21 protein-coding genes are annotated in these 24,911 nt (G+C 36.1%); 12 read left to right on the forward strand and 9 right to left on the reverse strand.

What is annotated here, in order from left to right:
- Window positions 1-126: 126 nt before the first annotated feature.
- The 5 genes from VB776_RS09855 to VB776_RS09875 all read right to left on the reverse strand — a co-directional run bounded on the left by VB776_RS09855 (window position 127) and on the right by VB776_RS09875 (window position 5,209).
- The gene (locus tag VB776_RS09855) at window positions 127-870 is read right to left on the reverse strand and encodes a zeta toxin family protein (protein WP_323328508.1); all 744 of its coding nucleotides are present in this window, start codon (window positions 868-870) and stop codon (window positions 127-129) included.
- Window positions 871-874: 4 nt separating this feature from the next.
- Window positions 875-1,132, reverse strand: a complete 258-nt coding sequence (locus VB776_RS09860; RefSeq protein WP_323328510.1) for a hypothetical protein — start codon at window positions 1,130-1,132, stop codon at window positions 875-877.
- A 1,303-nt stretch (window positions 1,133-2,435) separates the two neighbouring features.
- On the reverse strand, window positions 2,436-3,194 hold the full coding sequence (locus VB776_RS09865; RefSeq protein ID WP_323328512.1) for a hypothetical protein: 759 nt from the start codon (window positions 3,192-3,194) through the stop codon (window positions 2,436-2,438).
- A 442-nt stretch (window positions 3,195-3,636) separates the two neighbouring features.
- Window positions 3,637-4,767, reverse strand: a complete 1,131-nt coding sequence (locus VB776_RS09870) for a hypothetical protein (protein ID WP_323328514.1) — start codon at window positions 4,765-4,767, stop codon at window positions 3,637-3,639.
- 205 nt (window positions 4,768-4,972) lie between these two features.
- Window positions 4,973-5,209, reverse strand: coding sequence for a helix-turn-helix domain-containing protein (locus VB776_RS09875; protein WP_323328516.1), 237 nt, complete (start codon window positions 5,207-5,209; stop codon window positions 4,973-4,975).
- Window positions 5,210-5,678: 469 nt separating this feature from the next.
- On the opposite strand from VB776_RS09875, the gene VB776_RS09880 reads away from it, so the two are divergent.
- The 3 genes from VB776_RS09880 to VB776_RS09890 are packed head-to-tail and all read left to right on the forward strand — an operon-like array spanning window position 5,679 to window position 11,688.
- Window positions 5,679-7,034: a TlpA family protein disulfide reductase gene (locus tag VB776_RS09880; protein ID WP_323328518.1), complete on the forward strand. Its 1,356-nt coding sequence runs from the start codon at window positions 5,679-5,681 to the stop codon at window positions 7,032-7,034.
- An 18-nt stretch (window positions 7,035-7,052) separates the two neighbouring features.
- Window positions 7,053-10,301 carry a SusC/RagA family TonB-linked outer membrane protein gene (locus tag VB776_RS09885; protein WP_323328520.1) on the forward strand — a complete coding sequence of 1,083 codons (3,249 nt, stop codon included), beginning with the start codon at window positions 7,053-7,055 and terminating at the stop codon, window positions 10,299-10,301.
- Window positions 10,302-10,323: 22 nt separating this feature from the next.
- Complete coding sequence (locus VB776_RS09890; protein ID WP_323328522.1) at window positions 10,324-11,688, forward strand: RagB/SusD family nutrient uptake outer membrane protein; 1,365 nt, start codon at window positions 10,324-10,326, stop codon at window positions 11,686-11,688.
- 50 nt (window positions 11,689-11,738) lie between these two features.
- Here VB776_RS09890 and VB776_RS09895 read toward each other — a convergent pair whose 3' ends face one another.
- Window positions 11,739-11,930, reverse strand: coding sequence for a hypothetical protein (locus VB776_RS09895; protein WP_323328524.1), 192 nt, complete (start codon window positions 11,928-11,930; stop codon window positions 11,739-11,741).
- A gap of 1,022 nt (window positions 11,931-12,952) precedes the next feature.
- Between VB776_RS09895 and VB776_RS09900 the strand changes: the two genes are divergently transcribed.
- From VB776_RS09900 to VB776_RS09915, 4 genes are all read left to right on the forward strand, one after another.
- Window positions 12,953-14,245: a DUF4861 family protein gene (locus tag VB776_RS09900; RefSeq protein WP_323328526.1), complete on the forward strand. Its 1,293-nt coding sequence runs from the start codon at window positions 12,953-12,955 to the stop codon at window positions 14,243-14,245.
- A gap of 148 nt (window positions 14,246-14,393) precedes the next feature.
- Window positions 14,394-14,597, forward strand: coding sequence for a helix-turn-helix transcriptional regulator (locus VB776_RS09905; protein ID WP_323328528.1), 204 nt, complete (start codon window positions 14,394-14,396; stop codon window positions 14,595-14,597).
- 11 nt (window positions 14,598-14,608) lie between these two features.
- Window positions 14,609-14,932 carry a HipA N-terminal domain-containing protein gene (locus VB776_RS09910; protein WP_323328530.1) on the forward strand — a complete coding sequence of 108 codons (324 nt, stop codon included), beginning with the start codon at window positions 14,609-14,611 and terminating at the stop codon, window positions 14,930-14,932.
- A gap of 1 nt (window position 14,933) precedes the next feature.
- Window positions 14,934-15,929, forward strand: coding sequence for a type II toxin-antitoxin system HipA family toxin (locus VB776_RS09915; protein ID WP_323328532.1), 996 nt, complete (start codon window positions 14,934-14,936; stop codon window positions 15,927-15,929).
- A gap of 54 nt (window positions 15,930-15,983) precedes the next feature.
- On the opposite strand, the gene VB776_RS09920 is transcribed toward VB776_RS09915, so the two are convergent.
- Window positions 15,984-16,322 (reverse strand): zinc ribbon domain-containing protein YjdM, encoded by a 339-nt coding sequence (locus VB776_RS09920; protein WP_323328534.1) that lies wholly within the window; start codon window positions 16,320-16,322, stop codon window positions 15,984-15,986.
- Between the two features lie 503 nt (window positions 16,323-16,825).
- Here VB776_RS09920 and VB776_RS09925 point away from each other — a divergent pair.
- The 4 genes from VB776_RS09925 (at window position 16,826) to VB776_RS09940 (ending at window position 22,334) form a co-directional block, all read left to right on the forward strand.
- The gene (locus tag VB776_RS09925) at window positions 16,826-18,484 is read left to right on the forward strand and encodes a carboxylesterase/lipase family protein (RefSeq protein WP_323328536.1); all 1,659 of its coding nucleotides are present in this window, start codon (window positions 16,826-16,828) and stop codon (window positions 18,482-18,484) included.
- Window positions 18,485-18,730: 246 nt separating this feature from the next.
- The gene (locus VB776_RS09930; protein WP_323328538.1) at window positions 18,731-20,326 is read left to right on the forward strand and encodes a Na+/H+ antiporter; all 1,596 of its coding nucleotides are present in this window, start codon (window positions 18,731-18,733) and stop codon (window positions 20,324-20,326) included.
- Between the two features lie 486 nt (window positions 20,327-20,812).
- Window positions 20,813-21,712: a hypothetical protein gene (locus VB776_RS09935; protein ID WP_323328540.1), complete on the forward strand. Its 900-nt coding sequence runs from the start codon at window positions 20,813-20,815 to the stop codon at window positions 21,710-21,712.
- Window positions 21,690-22,334: a hypothetical protein gene (locus tag VB776_RS09940; protein ID WP_323328542.1), complete on the forward strand. Its 645-nt coding sequence runs from the start codon at window positions 21,690-21,692 to the stop codon at window positions 22,332-22,334. The genes VB776_RS09935 and VB776_RS09940 overlap by 23 nt, the downstream gene beginning before the upstream one ends.
- A 68-nt stretch (window positions 22,335-22,402) precedes the next feature.
- Here VB776_RS09940 and VB776_RS09945 read toward each other — a convergent pair whose 3' ends face one another.
- Window positions 22,403-22,675 (reverse strand): hypothetical protein, encoded by a 273-nt coding sequence (locus VB776_RS09945; RefSeq protein ID WP_323328544.1) that lies wholly within the window; start codon window positions 22,673-22,675, stop codon window positions 22,403-22,405.
- A gap of 335 nt (window positions 22,676-23,010) precedes the next feature.
- Between VB776_RS09945 and VB776_RS09950 the strand changes: the two genes are divergently transcribed.
- Window positions 23,011-23,751, forward strand: a complete 741-nt coding sequence (locus VB776_RS09950) for a hypothetical protein (protein ID WP_323328546.1) — start codon at window positions 23,011-23,013, stop codon at window positions 23,749-23,751.
- A 286-nt stretch (window positions 23,752-24,037) separates the two neighbouring features.
- Here the strand turns inward: VB776_RS09950 and tnpA are convergent, their stop codons facing one another.
- The gene (tnpA, locus tag VB776_RS09955; protein WP_323328548.1) at window positions 24,038-24,484 is read right to left on the reverse strand and encodes an IS200/IS605 family transposase; all 447 of its coding nucleotides are present in this window, start codon (window positions 24,482-24,484) and stop codon (window positions 24,038-24,040) included.
- Window positions 24,485-24,911 lie beyond the last annotated feature (427 nt).

Here is a 24,911-nt window from a genome sequence, read left to right on the forward strand (position 1 = left end):
AAATAAGAGCCTCACACTCGAAAGGGCTTATTGAATATATTAAAATACTTCAAGGCAAAAGGAATATTTATCCCTGATACATTCTACGGGCGTAACGCTCATGTGCATTTTGAATTCTTAGGGAAACTATACGTAGTATTTTAAAACATAATCAATAAACCAACGAGGTAATAAATCCGAATCAACCTCTAATTTTAACTTACCCTCTATTTTTGTTGCGATAAGTCTGAATTCCTTTTCTGAATTATCAAACAAATAACATTTATCAGTGTTCTCAATAGCATCGATGAGGTTCTTCAATGTATTGTAATACCTACTCTGTATTTTGTCAGAATCAACTCCATGTCCTCCTTTTACCACCCTGTTCTCAACCCTTGAGATATTAACCTCTGGATCATCAATACATATAAAGTACAAGTAAGTTTTGTATCCGTTTTGTTTTGCCTCAGCTATTTCCTGAATTTTTGACGGGTGACTCATCACTGTTTCAAAACAAAAATCAATCTTTTGTTTTTGTACATGATGTCTTAAAAACGCACTTATCAAAGCACCTTCATAGCTGTGCGTCTCTTTTTGAATATCTATAATAACATTCTCTTTTACTGTAATATCTATAGGTCGTTTATCCTTGCTCGACTTTTCTATCAGTGATTTCGCTCGCTCAGTTTTATAAAAATCATCTAAATCCGCTTGTGTCAGGCTTAAATCGTAATCATTCAAGTCAACATATCCCTTTGTTGCGAGTTCTTTTTCTATCAGGTCTGCATTTAAGAAAGGGCCTGTCTTATATTTTTTAGAAAAAGATTCAAACAAAGTACTTTTACCTGAACCATTTGGTCCTGCAAAAACCCTTAACCTTGGCTTTGACATAGCACTATTTTCGTTCTAAAATCATCCCTTTTTTAAATCTTGAAGTATCCACTTCATGTTTATCTAGGGTTCTTAATACCACCTCGCTTTTGTCAGGGTTTATAGAAATAATCTTGCCGTCTCTTATGATTTTTACTGTCAAACCCAAAGCTGCAGAAGTTCTGATTGCTTTGGAAGATGCTATTTTTGCAGATTGAAGAAGGATTTGTTCTTCATTCGTGTGATGACTGCCTTTCTCACGTTTTGTTGCTCTGCTTCTCATTATCTTATATTTTAGTATTCAAATCAGCTTTTGTATTGAACTTTCTTTCATAAAGCTCGATAATTTTATTCTACACATTGTGTACAACTCGTAAATATACGCATGTTTATTGTTTTTCCCTAGAACTAAGTAATGGATATAAACTAAGCAATTATTAACTCCCAAACCTAGTCTTAGGATTTCCTAACACCTAAAATAAGCAAGAGACTGACGCTCGAAAGGGCTTATTGAAGATATTAAAATGTTTCAAGGCAAAAGGAATATTTATCCCTGATACATTGTACGAGCGTGACGCTCTTTAACATTTTGAGTCGTAGGAAACAACCTACGATTCGTTTGAGATATTATGTTTTTGATAAAATCTTTAAAATCCATATTTAATATTTTTAGTCTACTTCATTTTGTGTAAAGTACATACATAAATTCTTTGAGCCTTTCTTTTCATATGTATTATGAGGAATATTGTAAATGTCAAGGATTAGTTGTTCAACATACTTTGATTGTCTATTAGACATTGTAAAATATGTAAAGTAAACTAACATTTCATCGCTAAAGTCTTTTGTTTTAAAATGATTAATTATTCTATTAAGGATATGTCCTTTTCCAACATATAAACACTTCATATGAAATAAATTGTGTGTGTCACAATATGCGTCTTTGTGCCATAAAAAATATATTCCTTCATTTGTGTCAATAGTCCATTCTTTAAGATGATTATCACTACAAATTGAAGTGTCGGTAAACCACCCAATATTTGAATGGCAGATATTGTAAAGAGTAAACTTAAAATTTGTTTCTTCTTTTATAATATCGTCAAATGTAGTATTTTGTGAATTGCACGTGCAATTACAAACACCTTCAAAGCATTTTGTCATAATAGTAGTATCCTTAAAAATTGCCACCAACTTTTTGGAGCTTGGCGAAGTGGGGGAATTAGAAACACAAATGCCAAATAGAAGTACAATTGTTAAATTCAGCACTTCTGCCTACATTTTGCCAAACCCTTGTTGAACTAAACCTCTGGTAGCTTTTGGCTTCTCAAGGTTCTATCTTTGCATAAATTACAAACTATTTTTAAGATGACAAAATAGAAACATCTGAAGCCCAAAAAACAAAAAAAGCAGGCAAAAACCTGCTCTTCCAAAATCTTTAAGTCGAACGATAACTCCATAAAAGAAACCACTGAAACCGACTGCTCAAGCTAAGTTCAATACTAAGCGTCCCTCATTCCTTCATGGTTTGGCTTTCAGCCACCACGAAACCTTAGCTATTGTGCGTTCGTGTAATCCGCAATAAGCCTCAATTAATATAATGTCCTAAAAATGTCATGAAAAGGCTCTGAAAACTTCGATTTAAATCGATAATCTACTTTATTTCTTAATAAAAAAGTAAATGGCTTATTAGCGGAATATGTGAACTCCTTTAAATATTCTAAATTATCTAGGTTTACACCATTAGTCACATCAAATGACTGATTATTCTTTTCGAATTCTTCATTAATCTTCCGTAGATAATTAGACATTTCCTTCATGTAATGAGATATTTTCTCGCAATCTTTAAATAATTTAAAGTTTTCCGCTTCGGTTGTCAGTCCTTCTAACTCCAATTGAACTTCATCAAGTATATCTAATTGGGACTTGTAAAAGTCAATTTTGTCTCTGTTAAGAATTGTATTCTCTCCTTCAATTCTGACTGCTATGCCTTTAGATTTGAGTTTCCGTCTTGAACATTTGACAGTTCTGTACAGTTTATTAAGTTGTTTAGTAAAGTCCATTTTCTTTTGAATACGGAGTCTCGAAGTTTCTTGATTTTGCTCATACGCTCTAAAAAGTGCTGCTACAGTTCCACCAATAATAGCGACTACTAATACTTGCAACAAACTTTTTACTATTTCAATTTGAATATGTGTATTATTATTTTTTAGAGGATTATGTTCAATGAAATTATACAATGTCACTAAGGTTACAATGAATAACGATATTATCGAAACAAAAAAAGCAATTATAAACGCATGTTGTTGTATTCTGATAATCGTTTTGTTTAAAAAGGTCAATCTATTCATTTTGGGTTAGTTTTAGTGATTGAAATTTTAGTGTGTATCTTACTAAGTGGTCTATTTTCACATGACGCACAACTCACTAGTATGCAAAAAGTTTATCGTACTTTTTGTATTGTTGTGCCAGTTTTCCACTTCCTAAAGTAGTTGTTTTCTTAGTAATTCTAAACAATTTTCTTGTTTTAAATTTAATTGTCCAAACAGACTATCAATTTTCAAAAGACTTACTTTATAACATGGGTATAACTATAAATGAGAAACAAGCTCCAAAAACAAAAAGAGTAGGCAAAAACCTGCTCTTCCAAAATCTTCAATTCGAACGACAGCTCCATAAAAGAAACTAACGAAACCGACCCTAGATGAGCCGTCCGCCTCGGTTAAGTTCAACATCGTCTTCGTCGTGGCTGCAAACCATGCGATAAAGGCGATGATATTAGCAGCTGTATTTTTAAAACTGTTCAAATTTTTCAATTGATATTAAGTATGGATTGCATAATAATGTGCCATCCTCAAACTCAATATGAGATTCATTTAAAAAATCTCCTTTACGTTTTTCTATACTATTCAAATATTCCTTGTCTCCTCTGGCGATACTAATTAGATTTTTAAAAATTGTCTTTTCAATGCCAAAGAAATGTTGTGAATGTCGCTTAATAACTTGATTATACTCTCTTATACCAAATTCCCAAAATGGAAAATCAAACATAAAAGGGAAGTTAGGCGTAAAAATGCCAACATATTCTTTATTTGATTTTTTTGAAGTGAATGTTGGAAATGAATATTTACTTTCATTCAATTTCTCTGTGTAGATAATAGCGTCTCCAATAAATTGTAATCCCATTTTTTGTAATACACGTTTGTAATGTCCAAATTTTGTAAGATTGAATAAATCTTCATTAGATTCAAATCTTTCTCCACTCGTATAAGGGTCTTCAACAAGTATCTTGCTGTTAGATAGTTTATTGTTTTCGTTTGCAATGGCAACTTCAAAAATATATCCTTTTAAACTTTGTTCTGTAGTGCTACTAAAAATAGAAATTCTGTCAAACTGTTCTCTCCATTTATCAAAATCGTTGTCAGTAAATGGAACAATTCTTCTTCGTCCTTTTGCCTCAGATAAAAATATGGATTTACTGTTACTTGCAGCAATAAAATCAGGTGTGTCGCCTGAGGACTTCCTTTCAATTCTCACATTATTGAATTCATTACCTAATTTTCGTCCAATAAAGTCAGAAATATTTGCCATATAAGGGGCGTCCAAATACTCTGAGTTGAAATATCTACAAAGAGTTTGTCCTAATACTCTTGAATTTTCTTTTCGTGAGTCTTTCCCTTTACCTGGGTGTCCTATTTGAAATTTAAACAAGTCTGTACTTGGAAGAAGATATTTTAAAGCTGGATATTCTGTGCAACACGTTGGCATAGAGAAGTCATCAAACTCTTCTATTTTGTATAGTGCTGTTAACTTTAGTAAGTTAATATCCAAAGACTTTGCGTAATTATTGGTTGTTTTGTCCAATAAATTTGCCTGAGGTGTAGGAGGGAATTTATTAAATTCTATATCTATCGTTCTATTCATTTTCTAATTATTGGTTCCATAATAATATTGCTGACAATGATGGTATTGACGAAGTAAAAAGCATCGCTATTTATTTCGTCAATACATATTTAGGCGAAGTGTTTTTGCGAAAGATTTGTGGTACTTTTTGTTTTTTTGTGTATTATTAATGTCGTGCTTTTTGTATTGTTAGAGCCTTTTGTGTAATTCCTGACAATTATACAAATTAAAAGTCAACATCTACTAGTTCGCTAACCTTAACTTTCAGGGCATCCGCAATCTTTTTTACCATACTAATGGAAGAATTATTCTCAGCTCTCTCAATTCTACCTATTTGGCGTGTATCAAGCCCAGATAACTCTGAGAGTTTTTCTTGAGATATACCCAAACCCTCTCTTAAGGTAACAATTCTTTTACCTACTTTCTCTAAATAACTTTGATCTCTATATTGTTGCTTTGTCATTAAGCAAACTTGAATATAATAAAGAAAAAATATTAGGACATATTTGTCCTAATCTAAATATTTTTGTATATATTTGATTGATTTTAGTCATTGATATAAGGTCTCGTTAGCAAATTCCGACAATTTGATTCTCAACCGAGACAGTAGATTGATGTCCGTGTGACTACTTTGCGTAATTTTGGCAGTGTAGCACATGGGCTACTGCTGTATTAGTCTTGAGAAGGCGTCGGAACCTTGCTAAACTGTAGAGCGTAGCCCTGTGCTACATTGCTTTTATAGCCTTCTGCAAGAGACTCGTAAAATAGGTGCGAGTTATGAAACATTCCTTTTTTTATCCCAATCATGTTAAGGCTCTGTTCAGCCTAGATGTCAGTGCATGCCCTAAACAGCGCTACAAGAACATCATCAAAGCACCTGTATAAGGTGCTTCCCCTGTTTTAATTTATTTATTCATCTAAAAACTAAACCCATGAACGCAAAAACCTGCGTAAGGGCATTGCTATGCCTTTACTTTTTCATATCTGTACATTTCCTAACCGCCCAAGCGCTGAAGGTGGGAGACAATATCCCACCTGAGCTTTGGAACTTGTCCCTAAAAGTCACTAACCATCCCCAAGGCAAACAAAGCCTGAAACTCAGTGACTATAAGGATAAACTAATCATCCTAGACTTCTGGGCTACGTGGTGCGCTCCCTGTATTAAATCACTTAGTAAGCTGGATAGCCTACAGCGGAAGTTTGGCTCGGAAATAGCCGTTATCCCTATCACGAATGAAAAGTCTGTCAAAGTGCTACCTTTATTCAACAAGCGAGGTTGGCAACTACCCAGCGTACTGGAAGATACCATGGTAAGGCAATACTTTCCTCACTACGGTCTCCCCCACCAAGTATGGATTAGGAATGGCGTGTTCTTTGGAGAATCTGCTTCCTCTGCGTATGCCAATATTACCAACATTAACCGTGCTTTAAAAGGAGAAAAATTCGTCCTTTCTCATACCACTCCTCCCGTTAGCTTTGACTTTAATCTTCCGCTGTTTTATAATGGTAACGGAGGTACTTTGGAGCATCCCCGCATGAGGTCTGTCTTCTCTAAACGCATTAATGTTGATGTGGGAGGAATCCGACTAGGTAAAAACAGCATCATGCTATACAATGCTTATTTTGTTACCCTCATCTATGAGATGTATAGTGACTACATCCCCTTTGTTGGGAGAACTAACCGTTTTGTCTGGGAAGTAAGTGACTCGCTTAAACATGAGTTGCTGGGTACTTATAGAAAGGAAACGGGTATTTACGAGCAAGACAAAGACTACCAGCAATGGCAAAAACAATACATGTATTGTTATGAGTTAAGCTTGGATACTTCGCTAAACATTTCCCGCAAAGCACTTCGGGAGTTTATGAGCGATGATATTAACCGCTATCTAATACTGGAAAAAGGCGTGAAAGCCCTCGTCGAGAAAAGAACAATACCTTGTTATGCTATTGTTCGGCTGGAACATGCCTCTGCCTCTACCCTTCCTTCCTTGAAGGTTGATGCTACTAATGTTGAATCTGCTAAATCTGCTAATGCTGATTTCTTCACATTGAAAAATCAATCCATCAGACGTTTAACGAGCTACGTTAGTGCGGTATTGTCAAGCCAGCCTTACCCTGTCATGGATAGGATTCCTGAGGATACTAAGGTCTCTATTCAGCTGGACAAAAGGCAGCTCAACATTCCGACGATTAAAAGAGCCCTCAATAAAATCGGTTTTGATTTGACGCTGACAGCGCAGGAAATGGATGTAATCGTCGTAAAATATGCTAATACTTCAAACCATTAAACTAAACCCCTAAACAACATGAGAAAGGTCTATTTTGTAAATTCTGTGAGTATGCTATTCTTGATAAGCATGCTATTAGCATACTCTTCACCCTTGTATGCCCAGCTCTTAAAAAGCAGGGTGATTACTGCCTCAGAGGGAATCGAGCTTCCCGGTGCATCCGTAAGACTCGCTAAACAAGGGACTGGGACGCTTACTGATAAGAATGGTTTCTTTGAAATCAATGCTACTCTTCCCAGTGATACGCTGGTAATCAGCAGTATTGGCTTTAAGTCCCTCAAAATTCCTGTTACTGTTTCCCTAAAAGGTTTGCCTGCCATTCTCAGCATGGAGATACAAAACAGTGAACTTCAGGAGGTAATCGTTTCGACGGGATACACTAAAATCAGCAGTGAAAGAGCCACAGGGTCTTTTACTCATCTTAATAATGAACTCATCAACCGAAGCGTCAGTACCGATATTCTGAGCCGTTTAGAGGGAGTAAGTGCTGGTCTGCAATTTTACAGAACCAATATATCTCCTCACGGAAATACCTCAGAATTAAGAGTCAGGGGGCTTAGCACCATTCATGCCTCAAGTGCCCCTTTAATCGTAATAGATAACTTTCCTTATGAGGGGGATATTAATTCCATCAATCCCAATGATGTAGAAGACATCACCATCCTCAAAGATGCAGCGGCTACTTCTATCTGGGGTGTTCGGGCTGGCAATGGCGTAATCGTCATTACCACCAAACAAGGCAAGTACAATCAAAAAACAGCGGTCAGTTTACTGGCTAACTTTACTTCGGCTGATAAACCTGACCTGTTTTATAATCCTGCCTTTTTGAATGCTCAAGACCTGATTGACTTTCAACGCTTACGTTTTCAGAATGGTGGCTTCCAACAAAATAACTGGACTTTGCTCCCTCCTGCTGTTGAAATTCAAATAGCTGCTCAGCAAGGAAAGATTGGTAATGTGGAGATGGAACGACAACTGAAACTTTTGGCCACCAAAGATGTAAGAAAAGACATGCTGAAATACTTGTATCAGACTCCTCTCAATCAACAATATTGTCTGAATATTTCAGGGGGAAATAATGAGCTGAAATATGTCACGTCCCTTGGATTTGATAAAAACCTTTCCGCAAACGTTGGGTTTAGTTCTTCAAGGATAACACTCAATAATCAACTAAACTATAGATTAGGTAGAAAACTGGAGGTCTTTAGTAGCTTGTACTATGCCCTTCAGGCTTACAAAAACAATGGAATCCAGCCTTCAGCCCTTATTCCTAGAGAAGGCGGAGCATTGCAATCTTATACTGCTTTGATAGATGAACATGGATTACCAGCAGCCATCCCCTACAAATACCGTCAAACCTACATTGATGCTGCCGAATCTTCTGGCTTGTTAAACTGGGCTTTTAAACCCTTGGAGGAACTTAATTTTGCTGATAATACTTCCAACAATAACGAGATAAGAATCAACACTGGCTTGCGATACTCCTTGTTGCCTGATTTAGCCCTTGATCTTAAATACCAATTCAGAAGTGCTGCTGGGGAGGTGAGTAGTTATTATGCGCCTGAAACATACTATGTCAGAGACCTTATTAACCGCTTTACTCAACCTAATGGTGTTAGTGTCATTCCGCTGGGGGGAATCTTATCGGGTTCAAGATCTTCTGGGAAGAGTCATTATGGCCGTCTGCAACTTAACTATCATAAATCGCTCCAGCAACACCAACAACACCAACTCGATGCACTGGCTGGGGCGGAAATCAGGGAAGACTTATCAACAGCGGGACCTGGTTACTTATTATACGGTTATGATAATCAGACTTTGACGAGTTCACCTTATCTTAATTATGAAACTAGCTATCCCCTGCGACCGAGGTCTGCCAGCAGAATCCCTAATACCATTGCGGATGTCCAGCTTTTCACTGACCGATATATCTCTTATTTTGCTAATGCCGCCTATACTTTTGATCAAAAATATACCCTGACACTCAGCAGCAGGTGGGATGCTTCGAATATTTTTGGCGTAGCCACGAATCAAAAAGGGGTTCCTCTCTGGTCTGTGGGGGCATTATGGAACCTCAAGCAGGAGTACTTGGCCTCAGCCTCAAGTAATACGATTGACGTGCTAAAGCTGAGAGCGACTTACGGGGTTAACGGTAACATTAATAAGCAGGTAAGTACCATGCCAAGTGTTACTAACAGTATCGGTACGGTGACTAATTTACCTGCTGCTCAGCTCTTAAGCATAGGAAATCCCTCTTTGAGGTGGGAGAAGGTAAGCGTCTGGAATACTGCCCTTGACTTTTCTTTCCTGAATGGTAGCATTCGGGGTAGTTTGGAGTACTATCAAAAAGCAGGTAGTGACTTGATTGGCTATGATTATCTAGACCCGACCACTGGTATCTTTTCAATAGGGCTGGGTGGAATCACCAATATTGATAGTCGGATTAATGCTGCTAGCATGCTCACCAAGGGAATGGATGTGGAAATCACTGGGCTTATCAGTAATGGTAAGTTCAAATGGTCTGCTGTATTACTGGCGAGCTGGGTAAAAAATAGGATTACCAAGTATAGTGGGACAGAATCACCGTCTATCCAGTCTTTTTTTCCCGTATCTAACGCTGCAAGGGCTCCAGCCAGAGAAGGAAAGTCTGCGGATGTAATCTATGCCTTGCCTTGGTATGGTTTAAATCCTGCTACTGGGGCTATGCTAGTGTATTCCAATAACGAATTGAATGAGAACTATGCTGCCTACTGGTCTTCATTGCAAACGGCTAATCTTCAAGAAATGGGGGTAACCGTACCGCAGTATTTTGGGAGTTTTAGAAATACGCTGAGGTGGAAGGGACTAAGCCTTAGCGTCAATGTTGTTTACAAGGCTGGATACAATTTTAGAAGAAGCAGTATCAATTATACTAACCTGATTAACTATGGGAACAAGGATTACTTGTTAAGGTGGAAGGCTCCTGGAGATGAATTACATACTACTGTCCCAGCACTCACCATGCGAGCTAATACCACCAGAGAGAATATCTATCTTAATAATGAAACGATGATTGAAAATGCTGCTCATATCAGATTCAAAGACATCAATCTTAGTTATAAGTTGTCTGCTCCTACTCTAGGGCTAAGCAATGTATCTATCTTCTTGTATGTCAATAATGTTGGTATGCTGTGGCGTGCCAATAAAGTAGGTTTAGATCCTGATTTCCCAACCTCAGACTACCCTCCTATCAGAACTTATTCTTTGGGCTTTAAAATGGACATTTAACTATACTAAAACGCATACGAACATGAAAAGACTTTATAACATCATCGCTGGCTTGCTATGCTTGGTATCGGTTTCCTGCCATACTGATTTTTTGGAGCTTAAACCTGATAGCAGGCTGGCGGTTCCTGCTTCATTAAAGGATATGGATGCCTTGATGGATAACATGACTGTCATGAATACTACCTCAGTGCTCATCATGGGAGAAATTGGCACGGATGATTATTACCTGAATGAGACTGAATGGAATTCTTTGACCAACCCCTATCAAAAAAATGGCTATGTATGGGCTAAAGACATCTATGAAGGTCAGCAGTGTCCGGGGTGGAACAATGCTTACACGAAGGTTTTGTATAGCAATATAGTATTAGAAGGGCTTGGCAAGATAAATCAAAACGACAAGAATATGGAACAGTACAACAGGATTAGAGGAACTGCTTTGTTCTGGAGGGCATGGCAGTTCTTTCAACTGGCTCAGATTTTCTGTGATGACTATGAAAAGGAGGCGGCTAGTCAAAAAATGGGAATTCCCATTAGGTTGTCTTCTGACATCAATCAACCTAATGCTAGAGTAAATATAGAGGCTACTTACCAACAAATACTCCATGACCTTACTGAGGCTTTGACTTTGCTTCCTGTATTGCCCAAAGAAAAAACTCGTCCTTCTAAGCAGGCTACGCTGGCTCTTTTAGCTCGTATTTACTTACAAATGAAGGAGTATGCCATGGCTAAGCAGTATGCTGATGAGTGCTTGGCTATTGCTGACGAATTAATCGATTATAATAAAGTGGATAGTAGGCTAAGTTTTCCTTTTCCTCTTTATGCTTTGGGAAATGTGGAACAGCCTCTATTTAATGTCATGCTGGAAATTCAGGTTTTCTTTTCTTACCTGAAAGTGAATCCAACCTTGCTGGCTTCTTATGAGCCTAATGACTTAAGATTTTCAGTCTATTTTTTAAAAGCTAATAACGACTATACTTTTAAGGGTTCGTATAATGGCTATGATACCTTTAATCCTTTCCCTGCACTTGATGAGGTTTATCTTATTAGGGCGGAATGTAGTGAAAGACTAGGAAATCATGAGGATGCCTTGCAGGCGCTTAATTCTCTTTTAATCAAGAGATACAAAACTGGTACTTTTCAAGCCATGACGCTAGCTAATACCAAGAATATCCTCACTGAAATCCTGAATCAAAGAAGAAAAAGCTTAGTATTCAGAGGGGTAAGGTGGAGTGATTTGAGACGACTGAGAAAAGAAAGGGGTTATACCCTTGTTCGGTCGCTGGGAACTAAAAAATATGAATTAACGCCTGAGCAGGAAAACCTGTACACTTGGCCTATCCCTGATAATGTTATCATTTTAGGGGGGGGGCCTCAGAATGTAAGGTAGCAATACATATAACGGTTGTCTCTATACTGACAGAGACAACCGTTTTATCCTTATGGCGTTCTCGAAACAGAACCTTGATACGAGCCCTCTCCAATAGCGTCTGAAACCGTTTCGGATTTGTACTTATCTAAGATTTTAGCAATATTCCCTTGCGGTAGATTCACTTGTTTCATCATTCTTTCCATACCATGAATATGAGTAAATTTTAAGCGTTGATTAAGATTATTAGCAATACCTATCAATTGTTTTTGGGGAGGTTATCTTCTTCTGTAAACAGATTTTAAAATTTCCACTTGAGTGAATATAAACTAACCTTGATATTTTTAAGCCTTCGCTTTTGTTTAATCTCTTCAAATTCTGGATTAACCTTGCTCAGATAAGGCTTCTTCTAAGCTAAATCGTCCTGATTGTTTACTTCTATTGGTCATTGAATTTTTTAGCTTGAATTGTAAAATTCTTTCTTCTACAAAAGTGCTTGCACGCCAGTTTATGTATACATAATCTCCATCTTGCTTCACTACTCAAGTAGTGAAAAAATGTTTAATCCTTTACTAAATCAATACTGCTATCTCAATTCCTTAATCTTACACTAATTTTATACTAATCTTATACTAATTGGTTCTAAATTTTATATTAACTACCTTTTTTACACTAATCTTATACTAATTTGACACTAATTTGATATAAATTTTACATTATGAATCTTTTTGCCCGAATTCGTATAAATATCATATAATCATCTCAATTTTAGGGGATAAAGCAGCTAAATTAGCTGTTAATAAAACAACCATCTAAGTCCTTTTTTCTAGCTTAGTAGCTACAAGGTTTACACATACATTCTTTCAGTATTTACGCTATTCTTATCTCATTAAAATAAAAAATATTTCTCTCAATTAGTAGTTGTTACTTCCAAGTATTTGTTTGATGTCTTAGGTATTTTCTGCCTAAGCATTCATTTTTTATATAGAATATATATTCAAAACTTTACAGTGATGATAAGCTTATACGGCTGTATATTAATACATGATATTTTGTACTTTTCCGATAGTTATAATAGTACTAAAAAATAAAACATGTAAATCCAATTAAATATATCCACTATTCTACAAGGTAAGACTGTAGAGTCAGGACGATTAGCATTTTAAAAATTTGGAATCCAACTGCTATCATGCGAACTGTTGGAGCATTTGCCAATGATTTTGAAAATGAAAGGAATGGATTTATTTTTACGAATTCAACTCTTAAAATTAAAATATTATTCAATATGAACAAACTCTTTGTATTAACATTTACCTCTTTCATTAGCCTAAATGCTTTGGCACAGAAAAGTCAGTTTGGCAATAGCATTATGTTAGCCAATCAAAGTAATACTGATTTAGTAGAAAAGCCGGTTAGTATTGCAACAAAACGCTTTCAATCGAAAATCAACAAGCATCTTTTCCCACAGATTTTTGATAAAAAAGGGAAAGAAATTCCTTCACAATTAAATGATTTGGATGGAGATGGTCAGTTTGATGAGCTATTTTTTGTAGCGGATATTCCTCAAAAATCAAGTGTAAAATTATCGCTTAAATGGACAAATAATCAGCCTAGCTATCCTATCAAAACAAGCGTTCGTTTTGGAAAAAGAAGTTCAAAAAATACACCTGTAGAACCAAAAACTAGCGATACTTTTTATGCTAACCAATTACCAAAGATCATTGGTTATCAACCTTACCAAACTGATGGACCTTCGTGGGAAAATGATAAAGTAGCTTTCCGCCATTACTTTGATGGTAGAAATGCAAAGGATTTATTCGGAAAAAGAACTTCTGCTATTTCTCCTGAAAATGTTGGGATTTCTGAAACTGGGGCTGTTCAAGATAATTATCATGTTTTGAAAGACTGGGGGCGTGATATTTTACCAGCAGGTAATGCCGAAGGACTTTCGGTAGGTCTTGGTGGTGTAGGGTTATTAATCAATAATCAACTTTATAGAGTTGGTGTAACGGCAAACGATACTGTTCATAATGTAGAAGCGACTGATTTTAAGATTGTTAGCGAAGGTACAGTAAAGTCACAGATTAGTTTAGATTATCATAATTGGAAACCTACGATTGATAGAACTTACCAATTATCTGAAAAACCAACCATTTGGCCGGGCATGTATGCTTATCAAAATACTGTAAAACTTTCAGGATTGAAAGGAGACGAAACGGTGGTTATTGGTCTGTCGAAAGTAGCGACGAATCATCCAGTAACAGAAATTAAACAAGGAAAATTTGTTGCTCTTTACACACATGATGCGCAAAGTTATAACAAAGAATTTATTATCGGTTTAGCTATTATTGTCCCTGCCGAAGTTTATCAAGGTTATGGAGAATCGCCCAAAACTGGCTCTTTTGCTTTGAGTTATTATGCAAAATTGGATTTAAAAAATAACAGTAATTTACGTTATTATGCCGTGGGTGCTTGGGAATTGGCCGATGAATGTTTCAAAACTGAAAAATGTTTTGAAGATTATCTTAAAAAATTAATGGCTCAATTGAATACTGAGGTTTCAATTAAAGTACAATAAATGGACTGAAACTTTATTTTTTAATCGAAAAAGCTTTACATACCTTAGCCATAAAGTGCAGCATTCTGCACTTTATGGCTATTTTTTTATTCCGTATTATGTAAATACACTTTAAAGTGCTGTATATTGCACCATAAATTAAAATCAAATGAATTTATCTCAGGAATTAAAACAAAGAAGAGAACAATTAGGCATTACGCAAGAATACTTGGCAGAATTGGCAGGTGTGGGACTTCGAACAATTAAAGCTTTTGAAAGTGGTAAAGCCAATCCTAGACTTGAAACACTCAACAAACTGGCAGAGGTTTTGGGGATGGAATTAGTTTGGACAATCATAAAAATTAATCCTTAAAATATCAAACCATGAGACAATTAGCCGTGTATAGAAATGGTACTTTAGCAGGAATACTTACAGAAGAAAATCGACAAAAATATCTATTTCAGTATGACGACAATTACTTATTATCATCTGATAGTCAATCTATTAGTCTTACTTTACCTAAGTCAAAACAAGTATATAGTTCTGAAATACTATTCCCTTTTTTTTATAATATGCTTAGTGAAGGGATGAATCTCAAATTACAAAGCATGACTTTAAAAATTGACGAAAATGACCATTTCGGATTATTAGCAAAAACCTCACAATACGATACCATCGGTGCTGTAACCCTTAAACCTTTGAATTAATATGGAAGAGATAAAATATTGTCCCGGCACATTGGCAGAAGGTTTTAATAGCTATAGTCCAGCTTGTTTGCGAAAAGTTTTCAACAATAAAAAAGTGAGCCATATTTTGCCTTATCAAGTGCCACAATCGAACGAAGAAATTGAAGATTTATTCATAGAAAATAGAAAACGAATTTCTATTTCGGGCGTTCAGGAAAAATTGAGTTTTCTATTAGATAAAAACCAACTAAGACTTACCAAAGAAGGTGAACAAGGCGAATATATTCTAAAACCAATTCCAAGAGATTTAAAAAAGGTAGATCAAGTACCCGCTAATGAGCATCTTACCATGCAAATAGCGTCGCAGGTTTATGGCATTAAAACCGCAGAAAATGCTTTAGTATTTTTTAAAGATGGTACTCCCTCCTATCTCACAAAACGTTTTGACATCAGACCCGACGGACTAAAATGGGGCGAAGAAGATTTTGCCAGTTTGGCGGGTAAAACCAAAGATAATTTTGGAGCAAACTATAAATATGAATTTAGCTATGAAGCATTAGCTGAGCTTATCAAAAAATACATACCTACTTGGCGTATAGAAATGGATAAGTACTTTTCGTTGGTAGTTTTCAACTATCTTTTTAGTAATGGAGATGCACATTTAAAGAACTTTTCGGTACTTGAAACCCCAAAAGGTGATTATGTTTTGAGTCCCGCTTACGATTTAATCAATACTCGTTTACACGTTGATGATACTGATTTTGCCTTAAATAAAGGCTTGTTTAAGGATGGGTTTGAGTCTGAACATTTCAAAAATTCGGGACATGTTCATCAAGATGATTTTATAGAATTTGGCAAAAGAATTGGTATTTCAACAAATAGAATACCCAAACTTTTACACCCTTTTTTACAGCGACAAAGCCAAGTAGAAATATTGACAAATCACTCATTTTTATCGAATGCCAGTAAAAGAGCCTATTTACTTTTATACAATACCAAACGTAATTATTTATTGTAATGGTGGTTTAGTCGGATTTCAGTCGAAATCCGACAGCTAAAATCGAAAAACGCCCTACGCCTTTCTCACAAATTCAGATTTCAATGCCATTGCACCGAAACCGTCAATTTTGCAGTCAATATTATGGTCGCCATCTGTTAGTCGAATATTTTTTACTTTAGTTCCCGCTTTAATGGCTTTGGGTGCACCTTTTACAGGTAAATCTTTGATGACAACCACGGTGTCGCCGTCTTTCAATTCATTTCCATTTGAATCCAATATTTTCGAACTCGCATCTTCGACTTCTACTTCATCGGGATTCCATTCGTAGAAACATTCAGGACATACTAATAACGAATCGCTTGGATAAGTGTACTCACATTTACATTTGGGACAAGGGGCAAATTCAGACATGAAATTAATTAAGAATTAGGATTTTGATGTGCTAGGAAAATCTAACAGTCTCCAAAATTAAGGATATTTCATGAATAAACCCGAAAACAGAATATACTTAAACCTATTTTTCAACCTCCAATTACACTAGTAGCGAATTATAATTATAGCTTCGCCCTTATATCAGAATAAAAATATTAATATTATTTCTTTAATTGTGAAAATTAATATTGTTTATGATTTTTCAGATAAGTATTCAGAAGTATTTAGTGATTCCTATCAGGATTTACATAATTAAAAAAAATAAGAGCTTTAACGTCAAATACTTATAGGTATTGATTTTTAAGTAAAAGGACGTTATTAGTTAACTGTATATCTGTTATCTGTATTTAATTTAAAATCAGATAGTTAATACTATATTCAAACATAAATTTATTGTCAATTTAATTTGTCCTTTTACTTAATACTTATCATCAAGAACAAAGTATAATCTAAATTTTCAACCTTTCAAACAATCAATAACTATGAAACCAACAAGACGTAATTTTATTCAATCATTGGGTGTCGGTGTGGCAGGCTTGGGTATTTCGCAACAAGCTGTGGCGAATACTGCTAATGTAACGAAGCCTGCAAAACCTGTGGCTGATGAGCAAATTTTATTCGTAGGCGACAACATCGCCATTGCTAATACTGAGCATGGGAAAGTACGAGGTTTCATTCTTCGTGGCATTCATCAGTTTTTAGGCATTCCTTATGGAGCTGATACTTCGGGCAAAAATCGTTTTATGCCCCCACAAAAACCAACGCCGTGGACAGATGTTCGTCCAGCACTTTGGTGGGGAAATACTGCTCCGCAAATTATGGAAAAACGATATGCCAATACTTATGCTTCTTTTGTTGACCATTGGAATTATGACGATGTTTCAGAAGATTGTTTAAAATTAAATGTTTGGACTACCGCTTTAGATACGCAGAAACGTCCTGTGATAGTTTGGTTGCATGGTGGTGGTTTTACGAATGGCAATGCGATAGAACAAGATGGCTATCATGGAGAAAACATCGCTCGACTAGGCAATGTGGTTTTTTGTTCCATCAATCACCGTCTTGGTCCATTCGGTTATAGTCATTTAAAAGCCGCTGGTGGACATCCCGCTTCAGGAAATGTTGGAAGCTTGGACATGGTTGCCGCTTTAGAATGGGTGAAAAATAACATCGCCAATTTCGGTGGAGACCCTAATAATGTTACCATTATTGGTCAATCGGGCGGTGGAGCGAAAGTTACTTGCTTGATGAATATGCCATCAGCAAAAGGTTTATTTCATAAAGCTGTGGCTTTGAGCGGAAGCTCTTTAATTGGTGCAAACAAAGAATATGCAGAAAAGTTAGGCTTGAAAATCATGGAAGAAGCTGGACTAAAACAGGGTGAAATTGAAAAATTACAACAAATTCCGTGGAGAGAATACATTGATATTACGACTAGAGCAGTCGATAAAATGGCAGATGAAGCCAAAAGACTTAACATACAAAGAGGTGGATATTCGCCTGTTTCTGATGGAGAATACTTAAATGACGAAGCATTTTTCAGTGATTCAAATCATTTTTCAAGTAATATTCCATTAATGATTTGTTCAACTTTCAACGAGCAGAGCCCAAGTAGAACCGATGCCGCTTTGGAAAATATTACTTTGGCGGAAGTAAAAACAAAAATAGCTTCTCGTTTTGGAGCAAAATCAGGTGAAATTGTTGATGCTTTTGCTAAGAACTTTCCGAAGGCTCGTCCAATCGAAATTTGGTCATTGATACTTTCGAACCGAAAAAATGCTGTAGCCACTGCTGACGCTAAAGTTTCGCAACAAAAAGCACCTGTTTACTTGGCTTGGTTTGGCTGGCAACCACCACTTTTTGATGGCAGAATGCGTGCATTCCATTGCGATGATATTTGTTTTTGGTTTTATAATACAGACTTGATGTTAACACATACAGGTGGCGGAAAACGTCCGAGAGCATTGTCGGAAAAAATGGCAAAATCCTTTCTCAATTTTGTAAAAACAGGAAATCCAAATGGTGGTGGTTTACCCACTTGGAAACCCTACAGCACACAAAATGGCGAAACCATGATTTTAGATGATACTCCTGCACTGGTAAACAATCCCGACGGAGAAGCAAGAAAAGCTTTAGCGTAGGCTAAATTAAACCTGTAAGGTTTTAAAAACCTTACAGGTTTGGGTTTAAGTATCGAATTTTTCCAAGAATTTTGAAGGCTTTGAGGCTCTTAAGCTTTTGTATCATTTATAGACGATTTAGACGTATTTATTCAAGAATAATCATTAAATTAGGTAAGTAAGGGCTATTTTTGATAAATATTTATATCTTCGGAATTACATTCCTATCAAAACGCTTAGACTTATACGTTTTTAAAACCTTCTTTCATGCAAAGTTTATTCATTGAATATGTAACGCTTATTTTAATTATTTTGGCTTTGGTTATGATTGCCAATAAGTTAAAAATCGCCTACCCTATCGTTTTAGTATTAGGAGGTTTGGCACTTAGCTTGTTTCCAATCTTTTCTAACATTACGATTGAACCCGACTTAGTCTTTTTTATTTTCCTACCTCCATTACTTTATGAAGCCGCTTGGCAAACTTCATGGAAGGAGTTTTGGAAATGGCGAAGAGCAATCACAAGTTTTGCCTTTCCAGTTGTAATTATTACTTCTTGCGTTATTGCATTCGTTTCTCAAGCATTGATCCCTGGCTTTACTTTAGCTCTTGGCTTTTTGTTAGGAGGCATTATTTCTCCGCCCGATGCCATTTCAGCCACCACCATCATGCGTAATCTGAAAGTACCCAAGGCACTTTTGAGCATTGGCGAAGGCGAAAGTTTATTGAATGATGCGTCTTCTCTTATTGTATTTCGCTTTGCCTTAGCAGCAGTGATTACTGGGCAATTTCATTGGCAAGATGCCACCAGTAATTTCTTTTTGGTTATTATAATGGGTACATTGATAGGACTAGCTGTCGGATATATTTTCTACGCCATTCATAAATGGTTGCCCACTACACCCAGTATAGAAGTTGTTTTGACTTTTCTCACGCCTTATTTTATGTATTATGTTGCCGAACATTTTCATTTTTCGGGCGTACTGGCAGTAGTCAGTGGGGGGCTTTTATTATCAAGTAAGCGCCAAAGTATGCTTACTTATATGAGTAGAATTCAAAGTACTAATGTTTGGGGTAGTTTAGTGTTTGTCCTCAATGGTTTGGTTTTTATGCTAATTGGGCTTCAATTGCCTTCAGTAGTAGAGCAACTGGGTGATACCAGTTTAGAAAAAGCCATTGGATATGGTTTAGCCATTTCTTTAGTATTGATTATTAGCAGAATTATTTGTTCGATGGGGGCTTCTGTTTTTACTCGTTTTATCAGCCGTTACATTCGTGTAGCCGACCCCAATCCTGGCTGGAAATTGCCCTTAATACATGGTTGGGCTGGTATGCGTGGGGTAGTTTCGTTGGCTTCTGCACTTTCTATTCCCTTAGTTATTCAAGAAGGACAAGCTTTCCCAAATCGAAATTTGATTCTTTTTATCACTTTTATTGTCATTTTAGTCACTTTAGTTTTTCAAGGGCTTACTCTTCCTTGGCTTATTAAAAAGGTGAAATTAGTGGATAATGCCATTCCTGAAAAAGAACAGGAAGTAAGTATCCAACATAAAATGGCAAAAAACTCATTACAATATTTAGAAGAAAAATATGGTAAGAATTGCCTTCAAAATGAACACATTAATAATTTGTACGAAAGACTTAGCATTGAACTAAACTTTCTAAGCCAAGCCATTGAAACGAAGGATACTTTCGAAGGATTTAATGTAAAAAAGAATCAAGTTATTTACCTTGAATTGTTAGAAGAACAAAGAAATTTATTGAATGAAATTAATCATCTTGAAGAGTTCGATGAAGAATTAATTAGAAAATATCACACCCTGATTGATATTGAGGAGTATAAGATTAGAGAGCGAAAAATATAGGAAATAATCAATCTTATCACTAGGAAAGGTAATAATCCCATTACTAGTGATAAGATTAACTTTAACTAGACATTATCTAAATCTAAAGGCGGAAGCCCTGGTTCACCAATGCCTTTTAATTTCTGACTTCCTACATAACACCCTTGTTTTATTGCCCCTCCCAAGGCGATATAGTTCTATTATTTTACAGCAAAAGTCCATTTGCAAAATCATATTAATAGATATTTAATGATTTTTTAATTTGGTTGAAGTTTTTTTCTATATTTGTTTAACAGCCATGAACTTTAACTACTACACAACATGGGGAAAAAACTACCTCTATCCTCTCAAATCGTAATTATTTACGTCTTTTACTTAGCAAAGTCTTACTTGATTTTTGCTCTTCTCTGTTTTTTCCATGTGTTTGACTATTGTTGGTTTTGAGCATATTTGTTGATATGACTTCGCAAAAGAAAACCTATTAATACATTTTAAAAATCTACAGACATGAGTACTTTACAAGGACTTTGGATTCCCAAAGAATATCTCATCAACGAGCTTTTAACAGGCAATGAACGCCTTATCATTTCTTATATCCATTATAAGGGTAATCATCAATTAGTCTATGATGACTCCATTCGTTCGTTATCTCGCAATCTAGGCATTCGAGAAAATAAGGTTTCTGAGGCAATCAAAAGCTTAATACAGAAAGGCTTTCTTATTAAACTGAATCCTAAAACGCTGCAAATCTCTTCCGAATGGAAAGCATCTCAAACTACTGATAAAAATATCCCAAAACAGGAGATTATTAATAGAAAAATTATCCCGAAACGGGAGACCATTCATTCCGAAGGACAACGTAGTACTATTCCCAAACAGGATATAAAATATGCCGAAATGGGAGATAAAAGTATCCCGAAACAGGATAGCATACCTTATAGAAAAGAAACTATTAAAAAGCAAAAAGATGAATTACCCATTTTTAATGAAAAAAAAATAGGAGATGAAACAAAAATGTCATTTAAGAAAAAAAAGGAAAGTGCTAGGCTTCAGGAGATAACTTTTGAAGCTTCTGAGCTATCAGATTTTGATACTTTTGAAGCTTTTATGACAGAAGAATATCCAGAGGCTGATGTTAATTATTATTTTACTGCCGTCTCGAAGTGGGCAAAGACACCCAATACTCAAACTGGAGAAATTCCTAAAAGGAAAATATGGAAAAGCGTTATTGGTGTATTTGTTATGGGTGACTATAAAAAAGGTCTTTTGGTTCTAAAAAATCATCAAGGTTATGGAAACACCACACAATCATTCTCTTCAAACAAACAAAAAGGAAATAGCACTGAAACAAGAACAGGGCTTGAAACATTGCTTGAGCAATATTTTGAAACAAAAGACTGGGTTTGACCTTAGTGAACAAGAGTCTGAGACGATGTCAATGCAATTGATTCAAATTGATGCTGAAAAAGCTCATTTGGGTGAAAAGCTATTCCAATTGACTAAAAGTAAGGAGGATAGAGCAGATACTTTCAAGGTAATTTGTGCCTTGCTTAGAATGTTTTCGGATATGGTGAAGGTTAAACAAGGACTAAGAAACAGCGAATTAATTTGGTGTAGCGACTGGATTTTAAAGACCTATACACATGAAAGTGTTGAAGATATAGCCTTGGCTTTAAAACAAGCACTTTTTGAAGAAAAAACCTTTTATGGGGCTTTAACCATTGGTAATGTAAAGGATATTATATGCTCTTATTTTGACCGTAAAATCGACCTATTGGAAGAACAACATAATACTTTAAAATATGAACCTGATGACCCGCTTATCTTCGAAGCCAGTAGGCTGATTCTTGCCAAGAGTAAAGAAGAAAACGTTAATACATTAGACAAATTGATAGAATGGGAGAAAGGACAAAAAAGAGTAAGAGCTACTGAAGTATTGAAAGAATATCAAAATAATGTGGAAAAAATCATGAAAGTCACCACCTCTTTCCAAGACCTAGAAAAAGGTGGTGAAGGTTTAGCTAAGTAATGAATAGATGACACAACTTAGGTAAACAAGTACTATCATAGCAAAGACTTTCGTTGTTTTTGCTATGATTATATCTTTTCTTTCAATCGTTCCTTCACCCTAATTCTTCGGGTGTTGAGTTCTTCTAGCAATTCTTGTTTTCTCCAACCATAAAACTCAGCCACTTCCAGAAAAGTAAGTCTGGCTCTTTTCTGGAGTCCAAAATGATTCCTGATTTTTCTCATTTCTCGCTGTGCAGTCTTCGCACTGACGTCTGCCCATACTTCAATATGGGCTGCATACACCACAAAAGTCTGTGTGATGTCTCGACTTTTTAAGATAGGTTTTTCTAGTGCTTCCATAGCCCATACCATTTGGTTTTGGTGTAATCGTGTATATCTGTTAAGGGTCAATAAGTTTAAAATCAAGCATTCAATTCATTGCCAATCATAGCTTTGCCTCTGTAAAACAAAGATAAAAGTCTTAGGGCATACCGCATAAAATATAAGCTTTTTGTCCCCTTTTACTTCTGTTAAGCATGGGTCAGGTATGAGTATCCCTCCTATTAGCCCCCTTTGAGACTGCTGTGAGCCTTGAGCTATGAGTTGTGAGCTTTTTTATACATGTCTCAATACGCTCATCGCTAAAAAATAAACCAATAAACCCTTGCTGTATGGGTGAAATACAGTATTAATCAATGGCTACTATCGTAGAAGGTTCTTTACTTTCAGGCATCCGTGGGACGGTTGCAGGAATTACAGTGGACAAAAATGGCATTGTCCGTCAGAAAGCTCAGAGGGGTCCAAGTACTGCTCCGAGAAGTCTTGAAAATCAACAAGAATTCTCTAGTGCAGGAAAAGCAACTAAAATTTTCAGAGCGTCTTTTCCCAATTTAATTGCTAAGGCTTCAGATAAATTCAGCGCAAGCAGAATAACCCAAAAGATGCGAGAGGCGATTAGTTTAGACACGGTTTCTATTCGTGGTAAGCGAAATGTATTGGATGGAGAATTGTCGGTTTTGCAGGGCTTTGAGTTTAATCGAAACTCTATTTTTAACGCTGTCTTTATTGGTTCTGTTAGTGCTACTTTGAACAGAACAACAGGAGCAGTTAGTATCAGTATTGATGCTTTTGACCCTATTTTGAGTGTTTTTGCACCAGAAGGGACGACACATTTTCAATTTATTGCTGAAGGTGCTAGTATTGATTTTAGCAATGAACAAAAGTCAACGCAAAAAGCATTGTCAAACATCAAGCCTTTTCAAGCGGGAAATGTAGCGTCAGAAAATTTATCGATTGTATTAGATGGCAATGAGACTGCTCCTGTTTTTGTAGCGATTGGTATCGAATTCTTTCAAGAAATTAATGGTGAGAAATATCCTTTGCAAAATATGACTTTCAATGCGGCGAAAGTTATTTTAGTGGATGTGTTGGTGTAGTTTTTGTATATACCCCGAGTACCCTGAGTTTTTACTCAGGGTTATTCGTGTGTAAGCCCTTTTGGGCTTTTCTTGTTTTCCATGAGGTTTCACTTGGAGCTGTGTTTCCATGAGTTTTCACTCAGGATTATTCGTGTTGAAGCCCCGCTGGGCTTTTCTTGTTTTTCCCTGAGTTTTGACTTGGAGCTGTGTTTCCCCGAGTTTTCACTCGGGGTTATTCACGTGTAAGCCCCTTTGGGCTTTTTGCTTTCACTTATTTTTTTGATGGATTATTGAGGCTTGGGAGTTATTCCAAATATTTTTCATCAAATGCTATCTTGTGTTCTTCTAGTAATTTGACAAGCTCTTCTTTGGCACTTTGCTTTTTATGATGTTCCTCTTGTCTTTTTACATACTCAATTAAATTATGTTTTGCTTCTTGACTGTAGGTAAATGCAGCATATCCGTTTTGCCAACCTCTAAATTCTTTGAAGATACCTTTCTGTTTGATAAATTTTGAAGCACCAAGTTTGATGTCTTTTACCAAGTCGGCTACTGCTATTGAGGGATGAATACTTGTGATGATATGGAGATGGTCTTCTACACCATTGATTCTATATAGATGACATTTTTTGTTTTTAAGAATTCCCCAAATATAAGCGAAAAGCTCAGGACGTTCTGCTTTAGTCATTGTTTTCTCTCGGTACTTGGTGCTGAAAACAATCTGATACAAGGTTTGTGTGTAGCTGTGCATAGAGATAAGATAGGTTGTTTTGTTTGACAGGTAATAATTACTATTCCTTTCAAAAATAAATATTTTTTACAAAAATCCAAAGGACTCCAACATGAATAACCATGAACAATGCTCGTGGAAGGGGAAAATGACTAAAAGAAAGTTCCCACAAGAGTCCAAAGGACTCCAACATGAATAACCATGAACAATGCTCGTGGAAAGGGAAAATGACTAAAAGAAAGTTCCCACAAGAGTCCAAAGGACTCCAACATGAATAACCATGAACAATGCTCGTGGAAGGGGAAAATGACTAAAAGAAAGTTCCCACAAGAGTCCAAAGGACTCTAACACGAATAACCATGAGCGAAGCTCGTGGAGAAGAGAAAAACTCATGGACAAAAAAGAAATGAGAACCCCAAAAGGTCATTTGGTTGAAGAATCAAGCAAG

This window comes from Arcicella gelida, from assembly GCF_034931025.1.
Lineage (GTDB): Bacteria > Bacteroidota > Bacteroidia > Cytophagales > Spirosomataceae > Arcicella > Arcicella gelida.